General features: G+C 67.0%; 13 protein-coding genes. 7 read left to right on the top strand and 6 right to left on the bottom strand.

What is annotated here, in order from left to right:
- Positions 1 to 40: 40 nt before the first annotated feature.
- The 3 genes from OXR60_RS18020 to OXR60_RS18010 form a co-directional block, all read right to left on the bottom strand.
- Positions 41 to 2,338, bottom strand: coding sequence for a GH92 family glycosyl hydrolase (locus OXR60_RS18020; protein WP_267397362.1), 2,298 nt, complete (start codon positions 2,336 to 2,338; stop codon positions 41 to 43).
- A gap of 110 nt (positions 2,339 to 2,448) precedes the next feature.
- Positions 2,449 to 3,501: a glycoside hydrolase family 43 protein gene (locus tag OXR60_RS18015; RefSeq protein ID WP_267397361.1), complete on the bottom strand. Its 1,053-nt coding sequence runs from the start codon at positions 3,499 to 3,501 to the stop codon at positions 2,449 to 2,451.
- Positions 3,502 to 3,628: 127 nt separating this feature from the next.
- On the bottom strand, positions 3,629 to 6,685 hold the full coding sequence (locus OXR60_RS18010; protein WP_267397360.1) for a TonB-dependent receptor: 3,057 nt from the start codon (positions 6,683 to 6,685) through the stop codon (positions 3,629 to 3,631).
- Between the two features lie 430 nt (positions 6,686 to 7,115).
- Here OXR60_RS18010 and OXR60_RS18005 point away from each other — a divergent pair, with 430 nt between their 5' ends.
- Together OXR60_RS18005 and OXR60_RS18000 are read left to right on the top strand one after the other, a co-directional pair.
- The gene (locus OXR60_RS18005) at positions 7,116 to 8,021 is read left to right on the top strand and encodes an ROK family protein (protein ID WP_267397359.1); all 906 of its coding nucleotides are present in this window, start codon (positions 7,116 to 7,118) and stop codon (positions 8,019 to 8,021) included.
- Positions 8,022 to 8,120: 99 nt separating this feature from the next.
- Positions 8,121 to 8,966, top strand: a complete 846-nt coding sequence (locus tag OXR60_RS18000) for an endonuclease/exonuclease/phosphatase family protein (protein WP_267397358.1) — start codon at positions 8,121 to 8,123, stop codon at positions 8,964 to 8,966.
- Positions 8,967 to 8,994: 28 nt separating this feature from the next.
- Here the strand turns inward: OXR60_RS18000 and OXR60_RS17995 are convergent, their stop codons facing one another.
- The 3 genes from OXR60_RS17995 to OXR60_RS17985 all read right to left on the bottom strand — a co-directional run bounded on the left by OXR60_RS17995 (position 8,995) and on the right by OXR60_RS17985 (position 14,915).
- Entirely contained in the window at positions 8,995 to 11,091 is a 2,097-nt protein-coding gene (locus tag OXR60_RS17995) for a glutaminase family protein (protein WP_267397357.1), read from the bottom strand.
- Positions 11,092 to 11,139: 48 nt separating this feature from the next.
- Entirely contained in the window at positions 11,140 to 13,527 is a 2,388-nt protein-coding gene (locus OXR60_RS17990; protein WP_267397356.1) for a GH92 family glycosyl hydrolase, read from the bottom strand.
- 95 nt (positions 13,528 to 13,622) lie between these two features.
- On the bottom strand, positions 13,623 to 14,915 hold the full coding sequence (locus OXR60_RS17985; protein ID WP_267397355.1) for a glycoside hydrolase family 130 protein: 1,293 nt from the start codon (positions 14,913 to 14,915) through the stop codon (positions 13,623 to 13,625).
- Positions 14,916 to 15,244: 329 nt separating this feature from the next.
- Between OXR60_RS17985 and OXR60_RS17980 the strand changes: the two genes are divergently transcribed.
- The 5 genes from OXR60_RS17980 (at position 15,245) to OXR60_RS17960 (ending at position 18,962) form a co-directional block, all read left to right on the top strand.
- The gene (locus OXR60_RS17980; protein ID WP_267397354.1) at positions 15,245 to 16,261 is read left to right on the top strand and encodes a glycosyltransferase; all 1,017 of its coding nucleotides are present in this window, start codon (positions 15,245 to 15,247) and stop codon (positions 16,259 to 16,261) included.
- A 2-nt stretch (positions 16,262 to 16,263) separates the two neighbouring features.
- Positions 16,264 to 17,244, top strand: coding sequence for an acyl-CoA dehydrogenase (locus tag OXR60_RS17975; RefSeq protein WP_267397353.1), 981 nt, complete (start codon positions 16,264 to 16,266; stop codon positions 17,242 to 17,244).
- The gene (locus tag OXR60_RS17970; protein WP_267397352.1) at positions 17,241 to 17,894 is read left to right on the top strand and encodes a PIG-L family deacetylase; all 654 of its coding nucleotides are present in this window, start codon (positions 17,241 to 17,243) and stop codon (positions 17,892 to 17,894) included. The genes OXR60_RS17975 and OXR60_RS17970 overlap by 4 nt, the downstream gene beginning before the upstream one ends.
- Positions 17,891 to 18,484, top strand: coding sequence for a class I SAM-dependent methyltransferase (locus OXR60_RS17965; RefSeq protein ID WP_267397350.1), 594 nt, complete (start codon positions 17,891 to 17,893; stop codon positions 18,482 to 18,484). The genes OXR60_RS17970 and OXR60_RS17965 overlap by 4 nt, the downstream gene beginning before the upstream one ends.
- Positions 18,485 to 18,581: 97 nt before the next feature.
- On the top strand, positions 18,582 to 18,962 hold the full coding sequence (locus OXR60_RS17960) for a hypothetical protein (protein ID WP_267397349.1): 381 nt from the start codon (positions 18,582 to 18,584) through the stop codon (positions 18,960 to 18,962).
- The last annotated feature ends 241 nt before the right edge of the window (positions 18,963 to 19,203 follow it).

The following is a 19,203-nucleotide window of genomic DNA, read 5'->3' as shown; positions in this document are numbered from 1 at the left end:
GCGCCATTCATCACGTCCCGCCGGTTCAACATGGCTTTCCTCACTTGGCTGCCGGTGCGCTCATCGAGAAGGGCGCATTCGCCTTCGCCGTCGCCCAATTCGTGTTGGGCGTCGAGCCCATCACAAAACGTAACGTGCCGCCGGCCTGGAGCATCTCGCGCGACAGCCACGGCTTGTTCTGCGGCTTGCCATTGTAGCTCAGCGACTGGACATAGACGTTCTTCGCGCTGTTGTTCGCCGCCTCGATCGTCAGCGTCTTGCCGCCGGGCATCGTCACCCGCACCGAGCGGAACAGCGGGCTGCCGATCGCATATTGGCCGACGCTCGGCGTCACGGGGTAGAAGCCCAGCGCCGAGAACACGTACCAGGCCGAGGTCTGGCCATTGTCCTCGTCGCCCGGATAGCCATCGGGCGTCGCCGAATAGAGCCGCGCCATCACGTCGCGGGCGTGCGCCTGCGCCTTCCACGGCTGGCCGGCCCAATCGTACAGATAGATCATGTGCTGGATCGGCTGGTTGCCATGGGCATACTGACCCATGTTGACGATCTGCATCTCGCGCGTCTCGTGGATCACCGAGCCATAATAGGCATCGTCGAACAGCGGCGGGCGGGTGAACACCGAATCGAGCTTGTCGGTGAACGCCTTGTCGCCGCCGCTGAGGTCGATCAGCCCCTGCACGTCCTGCATCGCCGAGAAGCTGTAGTGGATAGCATTGCCCTCGGTGAAGGCGTCGCCCCAGGCATAGGGGTTGAACGGCTGCATCCAGCTGCCGTCCTTGTTGCGGCCGCGCATCCAGCCGGTGCTGGCATCGTAGATCTTGCGATAGTTCTGCGCCTGGGCGGCATATTTCCTGGCATCGTCGGTCTTGCCGAGCGCCGCGGCGAGCCGCGACAGCGAGAAGTCGGCGGTGGCATATTCCAGCGTGCGCGCCGCGCTTTCGTTGATGCCGGCGTCATAGGGCACATAGCCGAGCTGGTTGTACAGTTCGACGCCCTCGCGGCCGACCGCGCTGATCACATTGCCCTTCTTGTCCTTGGGGCGGCCTTGCGAGGTGGTCGCGTTCTTGACCATCGCCTCGTAGAGCTTCTCGACGTCGAAGCCCCGCACCCCGTTCATATAGGCGTCGGCGATGATGTTGGTCGAGTTGGACCCGATCATCACGTCGCGCTGCCCGGGGCTCATCCATTCGGGCAGCCAGCCGCCCTCGGAATAGGCATTGGCCAGCCCCTGCATGATCTGCCCGTCGAGATCGGGGCGGACCAGCGCGAAGAACGGGAACACCGCGCGCCACGTGTCCCAGAAGCCGTTGTCGGTGAACATCGGGCCGTCGTGCACCTTGCCGTCATAGGGGCTGTAGTGGACGGTCTGGCCGCGCGCGTCGGTCTCGTGGAACATGCGCGGGAACAGCAGCATGCGATACATCGCCGAATAGAAGGTGCGGCGATTGTCGAGGCTGGGATCGCTCACCTGGATGCGCCCGAGCTCCTTCTCCCACGCCGCCTTCGCCTTGGCCTCGGTCTGCGCATAGCTGTCGGCGCCGATCTCGCTGTCGAGATTGCGCGCCGCCTGCTCGGCGCTGATGAACGACGAGGCGACCTTGACGCCGACCTGCTCGCCGGCCTGGGTCTTGAAGCTTACCACCGCGCCGACATGACCGCCCTCGCGGCTGGTCTCGGCGGTCATCTGCCAATTGTCGTCCCAGGTGCGACTGACGGTGAAGTCATGGTCGAACTGGGCGACGAAGTAATTGTAGAAATTGTCCGGCACGCCGCCGTGGTTGTTGCGGACATAGCCGATGATCCGACGATGGGCCGCATCGATCTTGACCATCGAGCCGCCGGCCAGGCCATCGAGCAGAATGTGGGCGTCGTCGCTCTTGGGGAAGGTAAAGCGGAACTGCGCGGCGCGGTTGGTCGGCGCGACCTCCGCGGTCACGTCATAGTCGGCGAGATACACCTTATAGTCGTACGGGTGGCTCTCCTCGGCCTTGTGGCTGTACCAGCTCGCGCGCTCGTCTTCCTTGAGCTTGACCGGGCCGGTCTCGGCGAACAGCGAGAAGGCCGCGTAATCGTTCATCCACGGGCTGGGCTGGTGGGTCTGCTTGATGCCGTTGATCTTGAGATCATGGTACATATAGCCCCAGCCGCTGCCGGGCTTGCCGGTCACCGGCGTCCAGAAGTTCATCCCCCAGGGCACCGCCACGGCGGGATAGGTATTGCCGTAGGACAGCTCGTAGGTGGAATCGGTGCCCATCAGCGGGTTGACCAGATCCGCGACCGACACGTCCGCCGGCGCCGCCGGCCGGGCGTCGCGGGCGAAGGCCGAGGTGCCGAGCAGCGCCGTGCTCGCCAGCAGCGCAACGGTGCCGCGCAGCGCGGGAACGAGAGTCTTCAACGCATGTCTCCCTTGGAACTCGTAAAAATAGCTTGTCACGGCCGCGCAGCCCGTCACCGCGCCTGGCGCAGCGGCCGCGGCGCGATGCCGGCATTGGTCATCACCACCGGCTTGATCGTGCCATCGGCCGCGAACGTCATCCGGTCGATCGCGACCTGGCGATGCTCGCCAATGTCATCGGTGAGCGGCCGGCGATGATAGACGATGTACCAGTCGTCGGTGCCCGGCACGTTGACCACCGAATGGTGCCCCGCCCCGCGCGCGATCTTCTCGTCCTGCGCGAGCACGGTGCCCATCGGCTTGAACGGCCCGGTCGGGCTCGGCCCCATCGCATAGGCGACGCGGTAATCCGCCCCGGTCCATTCACCTTCGGACCACATCAGATAATAGACGCCGCGCCGCTTGATCATGAACGATCCCTCGACATAGCCCGGCGGCGTGATCTCCTTGTAGGTCGTGCCATCGGCGAACGGCAGCACATGGTGGAGATCGGCGCTAAGCCGCACGACGTTGCAATGCCGCCAGCCGCCGTAGAACAGATACACCTGGCCATCGTCGTCGCGGTAGACGAACGGATCGATCGGCTGCGCGCCATTGTGGAATGCACTGATCAGCGGCTTGCCCAGCGCATCCTTGAACGGGCCACCGGGACGATCGCTGACCGCAAGGCCGATCCCGCCTTGTTCGGCATCGCTCTGGATGTCGTTGGCGGCGAAGAACAGATAATATTTGCCGCCCGCCTCGATCGCCGATGGCGCCCACACCGCATAGGCCGCCCAGGCGACATCGGCGACGTCGAGCACATGCGAATGCTTGGTCCAATGGACCATGTCGGGCGAGGAAAAGGCGTTGAAGAAGGTCTGCTTGCCATAGGACGGCCGCACCGTGTGGCGGGTGCGTGCCTTGGCCTGCGCCGCCGAGAAATGCGGCGACACATCGGGCGCCGCGGCATCGTCCGAATAGGTCGGGTAGATCCAGTAGCGGCCCGCGAAGATGCGGATCTCCGGGTCGGCATACCAGCCGGGCAGCACCGGGTTGCGGGCGTAGACGGCGCCCGCCGCCAGCAACGCGGCGCCTGCTACGAGCGCGGTCCGGATCCTGTTCATCACGCTCCGCTTACCCTTCCAATGCCGGACGATCCATCGTGCAATGCCGCGACGGCACGATGTTCATGCGCTGGCGCCGGCGCGCGAGGTGGACCATCCACCCCGGCGCCGGCCGCTCATCCGCCGCTTAGAAGTTCCACTGCACGCCGGCATAGGCGCGCCGGCCGGTGTAGGAGCTGCCATAGAACCGATCGGTGGTGTCATTGCCCAGATGCGAGCTCGATTCCGACTTGGTGAGGTTGATCACCGATGCCGTGACCGAGATGTTCTTGGTGATGTTGTACTGGGCGTTGAGATCGACCTGTTCATACGGGTCGTTGTAGACGTTCAGCCCCGACACCAGGCCCTCGACCTGCTCGCCGCGCCGGTTGTACGAGGCCCGCAGCAGCACGCCGTGCTTTTCGTAGAAGACCGACGCGTTCCATTGGGTCTTGGCGCTGCCGACCAGCGGCGAGGTGCCGATCTCGACACCGTCGAGCGATACGTCCGCGGTCGAGGTGTGATTATAGGTGAAGTTGACCTGCGCACCGAAGCCGATGTCCAGCGTGTGCTGGGCATAGAGCTCGACGCCTTCCGACACCGCGCTGGCGCCGTTGGTCTGGGTCGAATATTGCTGCACCAGCACGCTCTGGCCCTGCACGTTCTGGGTCAGATCGACCACCACGGGAACGATGAAGTTCTTGACGTCCTTGCGGAACAGCGAGGCGCCGAGCACCGAGCCGCGGTGGAAGTACCATTCGACGCCGAGGTCGTAATCCCAAGCCGAGAAGGGCTTGAGATCGAAGTTGCCGCCATTGCCGAACCAGCCGGCGCGCTCGCCGAACTGGGCGCGATCCGCTGCATAAGCCGCGTCGTTGAGCGTCAGCGAGCGGGCCGAGGCGAGATCGTCGAAGTTCGGCCGGGCGATCACCCTGGACACCGCACCACGCGCCAGCAGGTTGTCGGTGATGTTCCAGGCGATGTTGAAGCTCGGCAGGAAGTCCGTGTAGGTCTTGGACTCGCTGTTCTGCGAGAAGGTGCGGATCTGCCGTTGGTTCTGCTGCAGCACCTGACAGTTGCCGTCCGCGCCGAGCACGTTGGTACCATCCGGGTTCTTCACGCAGTAAGACGTGTTTTCGTAGATGGTGTCGGTCGAGATGCCCGACTGGTTGGTGTTGACGACGCGCAGTCCGATGTTGCCTCGCACACCGCCGGTCTTGAAATTGGCCTGGGCATAACCGGCCCAGATCCGCTCGTCGATGTCGTAGCGGTTCTGCGGCTGCGGCACCTTGGTGGCGTCGCCATAGGTGGTGTTGAGGTAGGAGATGTACTTCTGCATGTCGATCGCCGGGAACGCGGAGGCCGAGAAGCCACCGGCGATGTTGCCGATACCGTAGAAGAAGTCACCCGAGGCATAGGCGCCAGCCGCCGTGTCCTGGAAACGCGTCTGGGTGGCGGCGTTGACATACCAGTCGAGTTCGCCGGTGGTACGCTGGATGCGACCATCACGCCACTTGGCGCCGATCTGGATCGAGTCGAGCAGCGTGTCGAAATGCCGCGTCACGTCGACCTGCGCATAGCGCTGGCTGATCGTGGCGTTGGTATAGCCCGAGCCGGTCGAGCCCTGGTCGACCTGCGCGATGCCGTTCTCGAGATTGGTCAGCAGGTCGGGCGAGAACGTCATGTTCAGCCCGCCGTTGCTGAAGTCCCACATGCTGAGGTTGTTGCCGTTCTGCGTCACGTTGCCGGTCAGGCGCGGCTTGGCGGCGACGTAGAATTGCTGCGACGGGCCGCCGGTGGCGTGCGTCTTGCCGATCACGAACGAGACGTCGAGCCGATCCTTGGTCCAGTCGCCATGGACGTCGAAGGTATTCGAGATGTCCTTCTCTTTCGAGTAGGTATCCTGGATCTGCGGGGTTTCCATGGTGCAGATCGGCGTGTTGGTGAGGCAGCCGGTGCCCGCCGTCGGCGTCGCGAACGTCGCGGACTGCATGATCGTGCCGGTCTTGTCGAAGGTCGCGTTGGTGAAGAAGCCATCGCCATAGCCCCATTCGGGGATCTTGATGGTGTTGTTGGTGGTCTCGTGATTGAGCTGGAAGCGGAAATAGTTGGCGGTGATGTGCAGATTGTCGGTCGGCTTGAGGTCGAGCGTCGCCTGGAAGCCGATCCGCTCGCGCTGGTCGACGCGCACGGTCTCGTCCACCGACTGCGGCGCCCAATAGCCGTTGTAGTGCGTGCCACCGACGGTGGTCTCGCCCTTGTTTTCCGACCAATAGGTGACGGCATCGTCGTTCGCGAAGGTGTTGCCGTTGACGTCGGTCGCCGGCGTCGGGCCGCCGCGGCCGCCATCGGCCCACCACTGCCAGCTCTCGGTGCCGGCATTGAGCTCGCGATCAGTGCGCTTCTGGTAGGTACCGCCGACCAGCACGCCGATCGTGCCCGCATCATTGTGCCATGACAGCTGGCCCGAGACCTGCGGCTCCACCTTCTTGGTGACGTCCGAATAGGTGCCTTCGGCCGACAGGAAGCCCGACCAGGGCTTGAGATCGAGCGGGTTGCGGGTGTGGAGGATGACGGTGCCGCCAACGCCGCCCTCGTCGAGCCGCGCCTCGGGCGACTTGTAGACATCGACGCTGCCGATCATGTTCGACGGCAGCAGCAGATAGTTGAACGACCGCGAGGGATCGCCGGTGTCGGCGGTGGCGATGAAGTTGCCGTTGAGCTCGGTCAGCGTCAGATCGGACGAGAGACCGCGGATGCTGACGTTCTTGCCCTCGCCGCCGTCGCGATCGATGATCACGCCCGGGACGCGCTGCAGTGAATCGGCGACGTTCTTGTCGGGGAACTTGCCGACGTCCTCGGCGGTGATCACGTCGATGAAGGCATTGGCCTCGCGCTTGCGGCTGAGGCTCTGCTCGATCGACTGGCGATAGCCGGTGACGACGATGTCATCGGCGTTGACCTGGACCTGGCCGGACTGGCCGGGAGTCGCTTCGGCGGCAGGCGCGGGCGTATTCTCGATGCCGGTAGGCTGCGTCGGTACATTGTCCTGGTTGGCGCCGGTCGCCGGCGGGGCCGCTGGCGGCGCCTGCTGCGCGCTGGCAATACCCGCGGTACCGGCAATCAGGCTGGCTGACATCAGCAGCCGTGCCAAGCCGTGGTAACGGCGCGATCCAACACCACGCGCGACGTGACGAGCAGCCATTCTACTTCCTCCTCCATGGGATCGGATGCCTGGCGGCTCGTCTCCCTTCTTGCCCTTCGTCAGCCTGCAAATGCCCGTATGATCGGGTTCGACAGGGCAGCCTGACTTACGCATTTCGCAATTCAGAAAACAAATTGTCAATTAAAAATGTCTGGTTCGTGTCGAAGCGTTGCTGGAATATGGTCACCCGAAATAGGCAACATGCTGAAGACGAACGGATCTTTGGATCGGGATCGCAGCATTTCGGCCTGTTTGCTGCCGCACGATCGGCTGCGAGGTTCGGCTGCGGCTTCCACCCGTATGCCCTGACTGCGGCTAACGAAACCAACGAACCAACACGACGAATTGAATTACCCAATTTGATGTAATAACGATGCGACGATCTGATCCGGCCTGAGCACAGGCGGACGTGCGGGAGAGAGGGGCAAGCTTGGAACAGCCAACATCAACGGACAACCTGCTGGCGGGAGTCGAACTGGGCGGCACCAAGTGCGTCTGCACCCTCGCCGTCGGGCCCGGCGCGATCGTCGATCAGCGCGTGATCCCCACCACGACGCCCGAGGAAACCCTGTCCGCAATCGTCGCGACGCTGCGGGAGTGGAACAACGCGCATGGCTTCGACGCGATCGGCATCGCCTCCTTCGGCCCCCTATCGCTCAATCCCGTCGATTCGCGGTTCGGGCGGATCCTCGCGACCAACAAGCCGGGCTGGCGCGATGCCGATATCGTCGCCGCGATCACGCAGCCGTTTGATCGCCCCTTCGCCCTGGACACCGATGTCAACGGCGCGGCGCTGGCGGAAATGCGCTGGGGATGCGCGCAGGGACTGCAGGATTTCGCTTATGTAACGGTCGGCACCGGCATCGGCGTCGGCCTGATCGTCCATGGCCAGCCCACCCGCGGCATCGGCCATAGCGAGATCGGCCATATTCGCGTGCCGCGCCTCCCCGGTGACACCGTCGCCAGCGCCTGCCGCTACCATGATGACTGTGTCGAAGGGCTGGCGTCCGGCAGCGCGCTGGTCGCGCGGCTGGATGGCCGGGCAATCGACACGCTGGCGCCCGATGATCCGGTCTGGGCGCCGATGGTCGCGGCGCTCGCGGCGATGGCGCATGCGCTGATCGCCACCACCGGGCCGTGGCGGATCGCGATCGGCGGCGGCGTGGTCACGCGCCAGCCGCATCTGCTTGAGCAGATCCAAGCAGAGCTCGAGCGAAGCCTCGCCGGCTACATGGCGTTGCCGGATGGGCCGATCATTGTCGCGCCCGCGCTCGGCGATCTGGCCGGACCGCTCGGCTCGATCGCGCTGGCACTCGAGGCGCGCGCGCGGCCATGATCGGCACTGGCGTCGCAGCGCTGGTGCCGCTCGCGCGGCCGCGACCCATGTTCCGCCCGCGCTGAGTTCACCGTCGTTCACCACCGCAAGGAGAAGGTCATGACCATCACCGCCTGGCGCCACGCCGTCCTGCCGCTCGCGGCGCTGCTCGCCGGCTGTGCGCCGTCGCTCAAGGTGATGACCTTCAACGTTCGCTATGCCTCGGATCAGCCACCCCATGCGTGGCCCGAGCGGCGGCCGGTGATGATCGACCTGATCAGGCGGGCGCACCCCGATCTGTTCGGCACCCAGGAGCTGCTGCAACGGCAGGGCGACGATCTGGTCCAGGCCCTTCCCGCCTATCGCTGGTTCGGCCGCGACCGGCGCGGTGGCCATGCCGACGAGCATATGGGCATCTTCTACCGTCCAGATCGGCTGCGCATCGTCGACCAGGGCGATTTCTGGCTGTCCGACACGCCCGACGTGCCCGGCAGCATGAGCTGGGGCACCGATCTTGCCCGCATGGCCAATTGGGCGGTGTTCGAGCCGCTCGGCCATCCGTCGCGTCGCTTCCTGTTCCTCGACACCCACCTGCCCCACCGCGACACCGACGACGACGCCCGCGCCAAGGCCGCCGCGCTGATCCTCGCGCAGCTGCCGGCGCTCGCCCATGGCCTGCCGGTGATCCTCGCCGGCGACATGAACGCGCGCCCCACCACCAGCGCCTACGCAACGCTCGCCGCCGCATTGACCGACGTGCGCGAGCAGGCGGCGCGGCGCCGGGGCCCCGACAACACCTTCCACGATTTCACCGGCACCGCCGACCGGCGGATCGACTATCTGTTCGTCCGCGGCTTCCACGCCACCGCGGTGGAAACAGACACCTATCACCGCGGCGCCACCTACCCGTCGGATCACTTCCCGCTGTGGGCGAAGCTGACCTACGACCGCGCCGGCACGCCCTAACGACGCCGGCGCAGGCCGATCGGCGGGCCTATTTGTGCGCCGCCCACTTTCGCCACATCGCCGGATCCGCAAGCATCTTCATGTAGACGCCGCCGACTACCGCGCGCGCCTGGAAGCCGACCTGGGTACCGTCCTTGGTCTCATACCAGTCGCTCAGCGGCACGCGGGTGGGTGATTCCAGCATGTAGCGGTGGAGCGGCGCGATCAGCTGGGCGAAGGCCGCCTTGTCGTCGGTCAGCGTCGCGCTCCAGGTGATCCAGTCTAGCTTGGTGTAGGTCTTGCGGCTGTCGAGCGGCAGGCCGTAGGGGCCCTGCTGCGTGAGATAGAAGCTCACTTCGTCGCGCAGCAGCGCCTGGGGGAACAGGTGGTGGCCGAGCACCTTGTCCCAGACCAGATTGTACTTCTGGCTCCACGTCCCCGGCCGGTCGAAGGCGAGCTTGGTATGGTCGCCGTCCTTGGCCATCACCAGCCACTTGGCCGCCATCTGCCGCGCCGCCGCGCCGTAACGCGCCGCCTCGTCCTTCTTGCCGAGCATCCGCGCCAGCTCGGCATAGCCGTCGAGCGCGCTGATCGCCTTGACCGAGAGGTTGCTGTTATGGGCGAGATGGCCGGCGAAATCGTCGGTGCTGAGCTGGTTCTCCGGATCCAGCCCCTTCTCGCGCAGGTAGCTCGCCCAGCGCTGCAGCAGTGGCCAGTAATGCGCGGCGAAATCGGCATTGCCGCGGATCTTGGCGAGCGCGTCGATCATCAGCAGCATGTTGCCGCTCTCCTCGACCGGCATCTGATCGTCCTCGGTGCGCTCGCCGCCGCCGTACACCTGGCCATCGGCCTGCGGATAGGTGCCGAGATCGTGCGGCGCGAACGGGAAGCGCCAGCGCGGCATTGACGCATAGTCGAGGATCGGGCGCATCTGCGCTTCGAGCAGATCGGGGTTGAACAGCAGGAAGAACGGCGACGTCGGATAGGTGATATCCACCGTGGCGATGCAGCCGTTGCTGAAATTCTCCTTGGAGAAATACAGCGGGGTGCCATCGATGTCGGCGACGAGCTTGTGCGCCGCCAGCGTCTGCCGATAGGCGGCGACCGCGAGCTCGGCATAGTCGCGCCCGCCGACCCGCTCGAGATCGGTGATGAGCTCGCGATCGAACGCCGCGCCGCGCTGGCGCAGCGCGCCTTCCTCTGCCTCCGCCTTCACCAGCAGCTCGGCCATCGTCATGCCGTTGCGGCGCCAGTAGGCGGGCAGCCGCCGCTTGAAATATTCGATCGCGTCGATGTCGTCATAGGCGAGCATCGCCCGCCGCGTCGCGGCATCGGCACCGACGCTGCCGAAATCGGCCTGCATCGTCATCAGCGGGCGGTCCTGGTGCGCGAGCCGCGGCATGGCGAGATCGTCCGCCACCGGCAGCACGCCCTTGTCGAGCAGCACGCCGTGCGCACGGTCGCCGATGATCGCGGTCGTCGTCCCGGGCTGGGCGGGCACGGCAAGCTGCGCCCACCCCCAGTCGATCCGGACATTGTCGCCGACCTTCTGCAACACTTGCTGGCTGTTGGTGCCGAGCCGCATCACCGCCATGTCGCCGACCCGGCTGGTGCCCCAGACGACGCTCTGCTGGTCGTTGTCGACCGCGAGCTGCGCGCTGGCGTCGAAGTAGAGCTGGACGGCATGATGCCCGCCGTCGATCGCCTGCACCGTCCAGCTGAGGTAGGTCACCGGCCGCGACAGCACGTCGAGATCCTGCGGCAGCGCCGGCGTGAAGAAGGTCGCCGTCAGCCGGACTCCCGCGCCTTCATAGGTATAGGCGGTCCGCGTCGGGGTCAGCGCGCGCGAGCGTTGCGGCAGCACATCGCCACGCCCAGAGCCCATGAACCGCAGCAGCTTGCCGTCGATCCGCACCCAGCCGTTCATCTGCTGCTCGGCGCCGGTCCAATGCTTGGTCGGCTGGTCGCTCAGCGTGTCGCCCATGCTCCAGATGCTGAAATAGGGATCATGCGCGACCAGCGGTGTCGCCGGCGTGCGGCTCAGCACTGCCTCCTGCGCGCGCAGCGGCGCGGTGCCGGCCGCGACACACAACAAGGCGGTGGTGAGATGGAGCGACAGCCGCTTGATCGATCGGGACGTCAGCATGGCAATTCCTTGTACGTTGCGCCTGATCGTGCAGGCGGCACTCCACGATCAGTGGAAGGAGGGCGGCGGCACCGCGATCGCCCAGGCGCGCGCCGGCTCCTTGGCGAGGGTGAAATCGAGCGTGCCGCCACGGGCGACGAAATCGGCGGGCAGCCAGGCGTGGTCGCTGGATCGCCCGTCCACCCGCAGCGCACGGACATAAGGCGCATCGGCCGCGGCACCGCTGGCACGGATGGTCATCCGCCCGGCCGCCCGGTCGATCGTCGCCGCCGGAAACAGCGGGCTGCCGATCACCAGCTCGGCGCGACCGGGATAGAGCGGGTACAGGCCCAGCGCCGACCACACGTACCATGACGACATCTCGCCGAGATCGTCGTTGCCGGAGATGCCCGCCGGCGTGTTGGTCCAGATCTGCCGCATCGCCGCGCGCACCGTCGCCTGCGTCTTCCACGGCTGGCCGACGAACAGATACAGCCAGGGCGACGCGATCGACGGCTCGTTGTCGAGCTCGGCGTGCAGCGGCCCCGATTTGGTCACCGCCCAGCCGCCGTCCGGCGTGCGGAAGAAGTCGTCGAGCCGGCGGATCGCCGCATCGCGGCCGCCGAGCGCGGTGATCAGCCCCGCCGGATCGAACGGCACCATCCACAGATATTGCGCGCCGCTGCCTTCGACGAACTCGTCATCGGCCGCGGGATCGAACGCCGGCCAGCTGCCGTCGGCCTTGCGCGGCTGAATATAGCCACCCTGCGGCGTTGCCGTCGGGTTGAACAGATTGCGCCACCAGCCCGAGCGCTCGGTGAAACGGCGTTCGCCCGCCGTGTCGCCCGCCATTCGCGCCAGCTGGGCGAGGCCGAAATCCGCCGCCGCCAGCTCCAGCGTGTCGGCGGCGCTGCCCCAGCCGGGGGCGCCTGCCGGCATGTAATGCAGCCGCAGCCAAGCATCGAGGCCGGGGCGCTGGCCGATGCACATCACCGGGCAGCCCTTGCGGCTCAGGTCCTTGGCGGTGGGCACGGTCGCGGCCTGCTTGAGCGAGGCATAGGCATGGCCGAGATCGAAGGCATGCCCGCCGAACGCGCGCACCGCCGCGAGCGACGGCGGCGAGGGATCGCCGTTCATCACGCTCGTGGTGCCGGTCAGATGGGTCCAGCGGTCCCACACGCCGCCATTCTGATCGGCCTGGTTGAGCAGCGACTGGGCGATGTCGGAACCGCGCTGGGCGTCGAGCAGCGTCACCAATTGCAGCTGCGATCGGTAGACGTCCCAGCCCGAGTAATTGGCATATTGCGCGTGCTGGCCGGCCGACAGCGGATGGGTCTTGTCGTCCATGCCGCGGTAGCGGCCATCGGCGTCGCTATACAGCGTCGGCGTCAGCAGCGAATGGTACAGCGCCGAATAGAAGACGGTGCGGTCCGTCGCGGCCCCGCCGGTGATGGCGATCTGGCCGAGCGCGCGGTTCCACGCCGCGCGGCCCGCCGCCTGGACCGCCCCGATCGTCGTGCCCGCCGGGCTCTCCCGCTCGAGGTTCGCGCGCGCGCCCGCCTCGTCGACATAGGAGATGCCGATGCGGGCGGTCACCGCCGCGCCATGCTGGGGGTCGAAGCTGATCCAGCCGCCGCTGCCCTTGCCGGCGAGGGGATGGCCCTGCGGTCCATAGCCGGTGCCCCCCGCGCCGGTTGCGGCGCCCTTGGCGATCGTCTCGTCGCGCCAGGTGCCACCGACCGTGAACGGCTGATCGAACACGGCGACGAAATGCAGCGTGTAATAGCTTTCGCGCCGATCCTCGGCGAGATAGCCGCAGAAATTGCCGCTGGTCACCGAGCCGCTGACGGTGCGTGTCACCGGATCGATCCGGATCGTCGCGGCGGTGCTGCCGACTTCGCTGTCCGAGGTGCGGAACAGGAGGTTGGCGGGCTTGTCGGCTGGGAAGGTGAAGCGGCCCACCGCGGTGCGATCGGTCGCGCCGAGCTCGGCGACCACGCCATTGTCCAGCGTCACCGCATAGCTGCCGGGATGGGCGCGTTCCTTGGCATGATCGAGCAGGCTGGCATAGCCGAGCCCGGCCTGCACCGAGGCGGGCGATTGCTCCACCGGCACCGTCACCGGCATGATCGGCACGTCGCCGCTCGCGCCGGTGCAACCGGTGCCCGAAACATGGGTCAGGCTGAAGCCTTTCACCCCATTTGCACGCCATTCATAGCCGCCTGGGGCCGATATCGGAAAGCGCTTGCCCGGCAGCGGCGTCTCCTCCGGACTAAACGCCACCATCCCAAACGGTCGAGTCGCGCCGGGGAAGACATTGCCGCCGTTGGTAGTGCCGATGAACGGGTTGACCTCGGCCGCGACATCCGCCGCCGCGCTGCCGCGGCCATCCTGCGCGGCGGCGGCCGAGGCGGCGACGCAGAGGGCAACAGCAACCATGTCGCGGACCGAGCGCATCGCCACCTCCATAAGGAAAGATGCTTTGCTTAATGCTCGCCATGACCCCCGGTCAATCCGGGTAACATTTGATTGCCATGCTCCCTTGTCGTGACTCAGTTCATCCTGGCGAGAAGATCATCGACGCTGCAGCTGGCGAAGCTCGCGAAATTGTCGGCGATGCCATAGGGCAGCAGCAGCGTCCGGCCATGCGCGATCGCGCCGCAGCTATAGACCACGTTGGGCACATAGCCGCTGCGCTCGCTCACGCTCGGCCGCATGATCGGCTCGGGGGTGCGCGCCAGCAGCTTGCCGGGATTCTTCTTGTCGAGCAGGCAGGCGCCCATGCAATAGTTGCGCATCAGGCCGACGCCGTGGGTGAGCACCAGCCAACCCTCGTCGAGCTCGATCGGCGAGCCGCAATTGCCCATCTGGATGAATTCCCAGGGATAGCGTGGGCCGATCAGCTTGGCACCGCCGTTCCAAGTGGTGATGTCGTCGGAATCGATCAGCCACAGATTCTCATTGTCCTGGCGGCCGAGCATCGCGAAGCGGCCATCAACCCGGCGCGGGAACAGCGCCATGCCCTTGCTCATCGGCACCGAGCCCTTGAGCGCCGTCATTTCGAAGGTGTTGATGCCAGTGCCGCGAAACAGCTCGCAGCGCGCGTTGCGTCCGTCGAAGGCGGTGTAGGTGCCAAGGAAGCTCGGGCTGCCGTCCTCGTCGGTGAACCGGACCATGCGTAAATCCTCGATCCCCTGGCGCTGGCTGGCGGTGACGGGGAACAGCACGCTCTCGGCCGGGCTTTCGCTGCTCTCGCAGATCACCCGCGTGGTGCCCTCCTGCCCGCTCGCGTCCGGCCCTTCGATCCGTGGCGAGGTCACCCAGGGGCTGGGTTCGTCAACCTGGAAACCGCTGCTCGCGCTCCAGCTGCCGGTCCGGAAGGTGACGGAGGAGACATGCCCCTCGCCGATGCCGCGCAGCGACAGGATGAAGTTGAGCCCGTCCTCGGGGGCGCCATCCTGGTTCAGGCGCATGACGATGCTGGGGTTGAACAGCGCCGCCGCCTCAAACGAATATTCCGCGCTGAGATAGGCGCCGATCAGCAGTTGCTCGTCCGGATCGGCCTTTACCTGTTCCGGCAGGCAGGAGCTCACCTCCTCGAAGCGACGGATGAGCATCGCCTCGACGTTGCGATGCCGCTCGGCGAGCGAGCTGACCGCGGTGGCGCACATCTCGCGGCGGCTCGCCGCATCGAGCGAGAGCACGCGTTCGATCACGTTGCGCATCCGCGGATGCTGCTCGTCGCGAAAGGCTTCTGGATAATCGACGTTGAACGGCTTGATCACGGTGCGCGACGGGTCCGGCCGGAGATGAAGCGCCGACAGGGCAAACAGATCGTCACTCATGCAGGTCGTCTCCGGCTTTGCCCCATGGCTTGCCAGGGGCTTGGGGTAGGGCGCATCGCAGCGCTAACGAAGCGAGGTTGGTTAAGCTCCGCGCCCGCGTTCAGCGCGACGGACTGCGTGCCCCGCGCCTGCGACGAACGTGGTCGAACGTTATCAACAACACTGGCCTGTCTGCATCAGGCGCATGCCCTTCTGTAAATACCTTGCAACTTGCGGCTGACCGCAGCGGCAACATGCGATAGCCACCACTCACCGGGCGCGGATGGCGCCTGCATTCACCGCGTCCGGCATCAGGCCGGCGGATCTGGAGACGAGCTCTGTTCGACGCCTTGCCGGTCATCATATGCGTTCCCGCCAGGAACGAGGAACAGGCGCTGCCGGAGCTGCTCGAGTCCCTTTCCGCCCTTGCGGTCGCAGCGGAGCGGCTGACCGTCTGCATCTACCTCGACGGGTGCGGCGACGGCAGCAGGGCGATCCTCGATCGGGCCGCGGCGCACTTTCCCTGTCCGCTGATCGTCGCGGCGGAGCGGACCTGCGGCGATGCCAACGCCGGCGCCGCCCGGCGCGCGGCGATGGCGATGGGGCTGGCGGTGCTTGCCGACGCCGAGGGCCTGTTGTTCACCACCGATGCCGACAGCCGCCCTCGCCCCGACTGGATCGAGGCGGGCACCATCGCGCTGCAGGCCGCGGACGCGGTCGCCGGCCGGATCATCCGCCTCGATGGCGCTGCCGATCCCGGCCAATCGCGGATCGAGCGCTATTACGACCGGCTGCACCGCTATCGCCGCCTGATCGATCCGGTACCCTGGGAAGCGCGCGTGACGCATCATTTCACCGGCGGCGCAAACATGGCGATCCGCGCGTCCGTCTATCGCGCGCTCGGCGGGTTCGCGGCGCTCCACTCGGGTGAAGACGCCGCCTTGCTTGACGATGCGGCCCGCGCAGGGTTCCGGGTGCGTCGCGACGGCGCGATGGTGGTCGATACCTCGTCGCGGCGCACCGGCCGCGCCGCCCATGGCCTGGCTAGCGCGCTGCTGGCGCTCGATGCGGGTCGGCTGCCTGCCGTCGCGCATCCCCACGCCGCAACATGGCAATGGCAGAACCATGCCGCAGCCCGCGGCGCGTTCGCGGCAATCCGCCAACTCGAAGTCCGGGCCGATCTCGGCGAGCGATTGGGGCTGACGGCTGATCACGTCCTCGGCGTCGCGCGCGATTGCCCGAACGCCGAGGCGTTCGCGATGCGGATCGTACCCGCGTCACCGATCGCCGCCGGCACCGTGAGCCTGGCCGTCGCGGAAGAAGCGCTCGCCGCGCTCGAGGCCGGCTGGCGCGAGGTGGCGGCATGATCATGGCAGACCAGCTTCGCGATGCCATCGCCGCCGCCGGGTGGGATCGTGAACCGGCGCGCGACCCGCAGGACGCTGCCGAGAATCTCGCTGTCCTCACGCCGCTCTACGCGATGGGCCGGCGGGATCTGCCGCTCGGCCGCCTGCTCGAGGGGCATGTCGATGCGGTGCAGATCGTCCACCGCTATGGCAGCGCCGCCCAGGTCGTTCGGTTGCGCCAGGCGCTCGCCGGCGGCGCGCGGCTCGGCGTCTGGAACGCGGCGCTGGCGGACGAGCCGTTGCTGCTCGACGGCGGCCGCCTGCATGGCGGCAAGAGCTACGCCTCGGGCGCCGGCGTGCTGACCCACGCGCTGGTCACCGCGCGCGACAGCGCCGGCACGCGGCTGATCCTGGCCGATCTGGCAAGAACGCCGCCGGCGATCGATCGCGACTGGTGGCGCACCACCGGCATGCAGCGCTCCGAGACGCATCAAGTCCGCTGGTCGGATGCTTCCATCGTCGACGATGACGTGATTGGTGAGCCGGAGGTCTACGCCCGCGAACCGTTCTTCAGTGGCGGCGCCTTGCGTTTCGTGGCGGTGCATGCCGGCGGCATTGCCGGGCTGTGCGACCAGGCCCGCGATCATCTCGTCGCCACCGGGCGCGCCGACGATCCGTTCCAGGCTGCGCGTCTCGCCGAGCTGTTCTGGCTTGCCGATGGCGCCGCCGCGATCGTCCGCCGCGCCGCCATCGCCTGGTTCGAAACCGACGGCGAGGAGCGGCTGGCACGGGTCGCCGCAGCGCGAATCGCGGTCGCCGACACCGCCGAGCGCGCCATCGCCCTCGCCCAGAACGCCGTCGGCCTTGCCGGCCATTTCCGTGACCACCCGCTGGCGGCGCTGCTCACCGACCTTGCCGTCTACCTGCGCCAGCCCGTCCCCGACGCCCAGCGACTGCGGGTCGGCCATGCGGTGAAAGACGGCCTGCTGGCGCCGTCGCTGTGACGCTGCGCCTGACAGGCGTGCGCCATGCGGCGATCGTCGCGCCGCATCCCGATGACGAGGTGATCGGCGCCGCGGCGCTGATCCTCGCCCTCAAGCGCCAGCGTGCGCGGGTGACGGTGGTGGTGGTGAGCGACGGCGCCGCCTCCCACCCGGGCAGTCGCCGCTGGCCGGCCAAGCGGCTGGTCGCGGCACGCCGCCGAGAGAGCCTGATGGCGCTGCGGCGGCTGGCGGTCCCCGCTGGCGACGTCCGCTTTCTCGGCCTGCCCGATGGCGCGCTCCCGCAGTCAGCGGCGCGATGCCGCCGCCAGCTGCGTCGCGCGATCAGCCTCGCTGCCGATGTCGATCTGATCATCGGCCCCGACGCGGCCGATGCCCATCCCGATCATCGTGCCGTAGCCGCGGCGCTGGCGGGCGGCTTCGGCAGGGCGCGGCGCCTCGCTTATCGGGTCTGGCCGCCCCGCGCCGGCTTCCGGGCAATGCGAGTGACGATCGCGATGCGCGGCGGCCATGCCGCCAAGCGTTCGCTGATCCGCCTGCACCGCACCCAGCTCGGCGCGATCACCGACGATCCGGCCGGTTTCGCCATCGCCCCCCACGAGCTCGCCGCGTTCGCGCACCCGGTTGAGACCTTCGTCGAGGTGCGGCGTTGAAGGCGATCGGCCTTGCCGGCTTTGCCGACAAATTTGCCGCCAGCGGTGATCCCTGGGAGACCTTCACCAACCGCGACGAAGCGGTCAAACGCGCGGCCATCCTCCATGCTCTGGGCCCGGGGCCGATCGGCCGCGTGCTCGAGCTCGCCAGCGGCAATGGCTCGAACAGCCGGGCGATCGCGCCGCGGACGCTGCGCCTCGATGCCACCGAAGGCACAACCGAGGGCACCCGCCTCACCGCCAAGGCGATTGCCGGCGTTCCTGGCGCGAGGGCGATCACGCTGGCGCTGCCCGCGCCATTGCCGCGCCCGTGTTACGACGCGGCGATCATTGCGGAACTGCTCTATTACCTGTCACCGGCCGACATGGCCCGGGTCGCTGCCGATGTCGGCGCGGCCGTGCGTCCCGGCGGTCGGGTGGTGCTCGCTCACCACCGGATCGATTTCTACGATTTCGCGCAGCATGCCCGCGGCATTCAGGAGCACTTTTTGCGCCTGACCGGTGAAGAGTGGCGAGTGAGGCCGGTAAGGGCCACCCGCCGCTGGTCGGTGACTGCCGCGATAAAGCTGAGCGGCGGGCGCCCGAGCTAGGGCCGGCCAAAGCCGCTTTAATGATGCGCAGACGGGACCCATCCTCCCGACAATCCGTTCGCAGCACGGGATTTATCCCAAGCGAGAGGATATATTGATGGCCGTCAAGTTTGCCGGAACGATGAACGCGATCAACCGCGGTCTGGACGAAACCAAGCCGGCCAAGGGCGCCGACATGGTGGAAGATTGGGAAGCCGCACTGGCCGATGTCGATGTGCCGGGCGCCAAGGGGATCCTTCGCGATCTCGGCTCGCTGCGCAAGCAACTGGAAAAGGACACACCCGATGAGGATCGCGTCCACGCCCTCCTCCACCGCCTCGGCGTGGCCACGACCAAGATCGCCGACAAGGCGGACAAGTCGCAGGACAAGCTGAAGGCGCTGGGCGAGGCGCTGACCGAGGCCGGCGAGGATCAGCCGGACGAGGAAGAAGACACCGCCGCCGCCGCCGCGCCGAAGCGCGCCCGCAAGAAGAAGTGAAGTCTTCGGCCGGGCGGTCCGATGCGACCGTCCGGCCAAGCTCCGGCGACCATGCCTACCGTGCTTGAGCGTCATGCTCGGCGGTACGCCCTAGGGTAGATCGATCGATCCCCTGCCGACCTCCCGGCAAGCGCCGCCATCCTGCGACAAAATTACAACGAGATGACAAAACCGTCATGCTCGGTAACATTTGGTATTGGCAAGGGCAGCGGGCTGTGGCGACTTAAGCGCCATGGCGGGA

Origin of the sequence: Sphingomonas sp. GC_Shp_5 (genome assembly GCF_026540855.1) — a bacterium.
Classification (GTDB): Bacteria; Pseudomonadota; Alphaproteobacteria; order Sphingomonadales; family Sphingomonadaceae; genus Sphingomonas.
The sequence above is the reverse complement of the archived record's forward strand: the minus strand, read 5'-3'. Positions and strand labels throughout refer to the sequence as shown.

Excerpts from the sequence above, each read along its gene's own strand:
- OXR60_RS18015 (WP_267397361.1), bottom strand. The coding sequence starts at position 3,501 with ATGAACAGGATCCGGACCGCGCTCGTAGCAGGCGCCGCGTTGCTGGCG.
- OXR60_RS18010 (WP_267397360.1), bottom strand. The coding sequence starts at position 6,685 with ATGGCTGCTCGTCACGTCGCGCGTGGTGTTGGATCGCGCCGTTACCAC.
- OXR60_RS18000 (WP_267397358.1), top strand. The coding sequence starts at position 8,121 with ATGACCATCACCGCCTGGCGCCACGCCGTCCTGCCGCTCGCGGCGCTG.
- OXR60_RS17995 (WP_267397357.1), bottom strand. The coding sequence starts at position 11,091 with ATGCTGACGTCCCGATCGATCAAGCGGCTGTCGCTCCATCTCACCACC.
- OXR60_RS17990 (WP_267397356.1), bottom strand. The coding sequence starts at position 13,527 with ATGCGCTCGGTCCGCGACATGGTTGCTGTTGCCCTCTGCGTCGCCGCC.
- OXR60_RS17985 (WP_267397355.1), bottom strand. The coding sequence starts at position 14,915 with ATGAGTGACGATCTGTTTGCCCTGTCGGCGCTTCATCTCCGGCCGGAC.
- OXR60_RS17975 (WP_267397353.1), top strand. The coding sequence starts at position 16,264 with ATGGCAGACCAGCTTCGCGATGCCATCGCCGCCGCCGGGTGGGATCGT.
- OXR60_RS17960 (WP_267397349.1), top strand. The coding sequence starts at position 18,582 with ATGGCCGTCAAGTTTGCCGGAACGATGAACGCGATCAACCGCGGTCTG.